The sequence below is a fragment of the Bacillus sp. (in: firmicutes) genome (assembly GCA_012842745.1).
In the GTDB taxonomy this organism is placed as follows: Bacteria; Bacillota; Bacilli; order Bacillales; family Bacillaceae_J; genus Schinkia.
In genome coordinates this window covers 1-4,247 of sequence record DUSF01000009.1, presented here as the reverse complement: position 1 = coordinate 4,247, position 4,247 = coordinate 1, and the positions used below count along the sequence as shown (strand labels likewise).

The window sequence follows — 4,247 nt, the reverse complement described above, 5'->3', positions numbered from 1 at the left end:
TTTTTTTTGTAATTATGGCTGCTGGGGGGTTAACAGCTAGAAACGGTCAGGATATGATAATTTTGAAATTATTAGATGAAGAACAAGGTGCTTTTTGGGTTTCGGGTGTTTTTTATGCAAGTGGACTATTAGTAACATTTATTTCATCTGCCTACTTAAAAAAGATTGATATGGTAAGTTACTGATTTTGAAATTATGAATGTCAGAAGAAGTGTAGATACATTGTTTAGTTTATAAATTAAATTTTATGATGAAAGGGAGAGATGGGAATGGATAGCGGAGGTTTGGTAAAGAAAGGATTTGCTAATTTGTGGAAAGGGAAGGAAGCCGTAGGTGGAACATTGTATTTAACAGAAAACAGTTTGCTTCATAAAGCCCATAAAATGAACATCCAGACTAAGGATGTAGAAATAAAAATAAACGACATTGACCGTATTGACGTATACACTTCGAAAGTTTTCGGAATCCCCTTAGTTAAAAACGGATTATTGGTTGTGGATAAAATGGGAAAAGAGTATAGGTTTGTTGTAAATGGTCGGGAAAAATGGAAACAGGAAATTAAAAAATTTTATAATGATGATGGGGTTTTGTGAATGTCAAGAGTAATGATGGGGATGAAATGTTTAATTTTTCAGGCTTGGTAAAATCATTGGGAGTAGTAATTATCATTAATATTTATGGAGGGAGAATTAAATAATGAACGTCATAAAAAATATTTTTGTTCAATTTAATTTATCGTATTTAATAAAATCATATATTATTAGTATCGCTATGACTTACATTACATGGGGTTATATTTTTGTTGGTGATCCTAGTATCCCTAAAATATTCTTTATAGCCAATTTAATTCTCTTTCCTTTTGCAACGATTATTTACGATACAGTTATTGATATGCTATTCGGGGGAAATGTTATTTTATTACCAGCCCCCGTACTAATTATTTATAAAATAATTAAAATTTACTTTTTATATATGTTGGCTATATTGCTAGCTCCAATTGGGATAATATTTTTGTATATTAGGTCAAGAATAATATAACTACATATCTACACTAGTATTGCGTTAATCTAATTTCGCTATTAAAAACATTCAAAACATTCTATTAAGTTGTTTTGTGCAAAGAAAAAAGTCCTTTATAATAGATATGTCAGGTGGTAACCCGTCCAAATCCACTAAAAAGGACACAATCTCATGGACAAGATTACACGAAAAACTTTATTTGGACAATGGTTTTCACCAATAAATTTGAGAGCTTTTGAAAAACAGGTGAAAACAATGAAATTAGATTACTATACGAAAAAATTAACAACAGAGCCATTTCTAAAATTATTGCTTTTTGCGCAGCTAGAAGAAGTTAAAAGTCTTCATGCACTTAGCGATTATCTATTTAATGACCAGCTTCAAAAAGAGATTGACCTAGATTCAATCAGTATTTCACAGCTGTCTCGACAATTAAATGGTATGAACCCAGCCCTATTTCCTTGATTTAGTCTCACATATTCATGCCAAAACACACTATACAAAACTTGTTATGCCGTTAAAAATCATAGATTCAAGCACATTGTCACTAAATTTAACCAACCATAGGAGGGCAAAACTTCGCAAGACAAAAGCGAGTGTGAAGTTGCATCTTCGCCTTGTGTTTATGGAAAAAGGTTCTTCCTATCCAGAAAAAGTCGTCATGACAACGGCAAAAGAACATGACCGTGGCTATCTAAACTACGAGCCCTTTGATCGCATGACGGATGATGACTACTTTTTTCTTACTAGGCTACGAATAAAAGCTGTTATACGGGAAGTATACGATTTTAAACTACCCGCAGAATCCGCTGTTTTATCGGATTAAATGGTGTTGATTGGTACGCCTCAAAACCGTGCTGAAAATTACTTTCGTCTTTTGAAAGTAATGAATTCAAAAGGAAATGTACTTCATTTGATTACCAATCGTTTTCCAGAAAATTGCGACACTATTTATGCAACACTAGTGACATATCTATATAATTTCAAGGCTTGATGACCGGAATAATGAACGATATCTTTTCGTTTTTACGTTTACAATTAATCATTGACCCAATTAAAAATCATGAGATGGAGTCTGTTAAGAAGGCATTAACGGAATGGGAAGAAGGGAAATAGAAAATGAAAAGAAAAATAATGATTATTATTTTATCATGTATTGCTGTTTTATTATCTTCATGTCAAAGCAGCGGGAATAGTGCGAATAGTGAAAATAGCATAAATGGCGTGAATGATTTAAATGGTGCCAAGGGTACGGATGTAACAAAACAGGAGGGATATGTGATCACAGATATTAATATATACAAGGATACCCCAGTATGGGAGTTAGCGTTAGCTGTTAAAAAACAGAAGGTTAAGACTATAGAACAGATAGCCAAAGATAACCCTGAGCTATTAAATTATCAAGATCCCAAATATGGTGCGACATTGTTGCTCTGGTCAGTAGGAATGGAGAAATATAAATCAGCAGAGGCATTGTTAAAAAGTGGTGCTAATCCAAATATCGCATCAACAGAACAAGGAGAGACACCTCTTTTTATCGCTGCAGGATATTCATGGGTAGACAATGATGCGAAGAAAGACCCCAAATATGTAAAGCTATTATTAAGTTATGGCGCGGACACTGAGAAGGGTTACATCGGAAAAGCTGATGGTAATTCTATTATAGAGCTGGGGAAAAGTCCATTAATGCATTCAATTTTAAGTGGTATAGAAAAGACAAAAGCTTTAGTAGAAGGAGGAGCTGATATTAATTATAAAACGTAAAGGGGTGCAACAGCGGCAATGTATGCGTTGCTAGCAGGGGGGCCGAATGCAACATTGGAAGCTATGGAATATGCACATTATTTGATTGTTGAAAAGAAAGCAAAGATTTCAGAACCGTATTATTCGATGTTTGAGGATGTGGACCCCAATCAGAAGTTTTTCCCAGTTGAAATATTAAGGGATTGGATTTATGCCTTGGATTCAGAAGAGTATAAGATAAAAATGGAGATTGTTGAGGAATTTGCTCGACAAGGTGTAAATTATTGGGATACTGAGATTCCTGAGTATACGCTTAATCTCATTAAAAAACGATATCCCGATACATGGGAGGAATATATAGAAAAATACTAATAACAGAGTGTGGACCGACCATTATTCAGTGGTTAACGGACGGTGAAACACTGTTCAAATCTACAGACTTATATCCCGACTAATGAGGGGGTGGTTGTATTTGACAACCGTAATGGACCTATATTCTCGCAAAATAGTAGGTTGGGCTATGGACAAAACCATGACAAAGGAATTGGTAATCTATGTATAAAAAATGGCTTACAAGCGTCAAAAGCCAGGGGAGAGTGTGATTCATCACTCAGAGCGTGGTGATTAATATGCCTCCTGCGAGTATCAGAAACTATTAAAAAGTACAATATGATAGGTAGTTTGAGCCGAAAAGGTAACTGTTATGACAATGCTGCTTGTATTGAGTCTTTTCATGGCATTCTTAAACGTGAACTAGTGTATCAGATTAAGTATAGAACTAGGGAAGAAGCGAAAAAATCATTGTTCGAATATATCAAGTTCTTCTACAATTCTAAGCGGATTCATTCGACGTTGGGTTATTTTACACCAAATGAATTTAAGCGAATGTATAGAAATTACGCAGCTTGATTTTACCGTTATAAAAAAGTTTAAATTGCTCTTTATTTAAACTTTTTTATAACGGCCACCAAGCGAAAGCGCGGTAGAAAAATCTGTGTCTATTTTTTGACATAGTATCAATTTTTAAATAAGACCTAAGAAAGTAACACACAGCCAGAGTTAAGTCCATCCAAGAAACATTTAGAATACTTAACTTGCCTGTGTGTTTATTTGTGTTGTTTAATTTTTTTGCTGGTAAATGAAATAAACTAGAAACAGATAGAAGGTGTATTTAATGGGAAGAGGTTTATTTACATTATTGTTCCTTTTTTTAATACTAATTACGATGCCGGCATGTAATACGGTTGATAATACTGAAAATTTAGAAGAAAAACAACAGGTGATTGAACGAGTAAAGGAAAAGAAGCAGGAAAATAAACAGAAAGATAAAGCGAAAGAAAGTAGTATTGAAATAGATCCTCTTCCAAGTACATATGAGGAGTTATCAAAATTACCAGTCGGGGAGCTTGCTGATTTTCGCCCTGATACAAGTGAACCAGAAAAAACATTAGAGGCTTTTAAAGATTTACCTGATATTTCAAGTA

At 34.0% G+C, this 4,247-nt stretch carries 5 protein-coding genes and 2 pseudogenes; all 7 read left to right on the top strand.

Translation table 11 applies throughout. The features are described 5' to 3' along the window. On the top strand, positions 1–185 hold a 185-nt coding region (locus GX497_01615; GenBank protein ID HHY71931.1), incomplete at its 5' end, for a hypothetical protein. 84 nt (positions 186–269) lie between these two features. Continuing rightward, complete coding sequence (locus GX497_01610) at positions 270–593, top strand: hypothetical protein (GenBank protein ID HHY71930.1); 324 nt, start codon at positions 270–272, stop codon at positions 591–593. Between the two features lie 103 nt (positions 594–696). Further along, a complete protein-coding gene (locus GX497_01605) occupies positions 697–1,038 on the top strand; it encodes a hypothetical protein (protein HHY71929.1) in 342 nt (113 codons plus the stop codon). 153 nt (positions 1,039–1,191) lie between these two features. Continuing rightward, a pseudogene (locus tag GX497_01600) lies at positions 1,192–1,951 on the top strand (DUF4372 domain-containing protein). A 203-nt stretch (positions 1,952–2,154) separates the two neighbouring features. Then, positions 2,155–3,135 (top strand): annotated as a pseudogene (locus GX497_01595) (ankyrin repeat domain-containing protein). Positions 3,136–3,432: 297 nt separating this feature from the next. After that, positions 3,433–3,672: an IS3 family transposase gene (locus GX497_01590; protein HHY71928.1), complete on the top strand. Its 240-nt coding sequence runs from the start codon at positions 3,433–3,435 to the stop codon at positions 3,670–3,672. A 265-nt stretch (positions 3,673–3,937) separates the two neighbouring features. Beyond that, on the top strand, positions 3,938–4,247 hold a 310-nt coding region (locus GX497_01585), incomplete at its 3' end, for an amino acid dehydrogenase (GenBank protein ID HHY71927.1).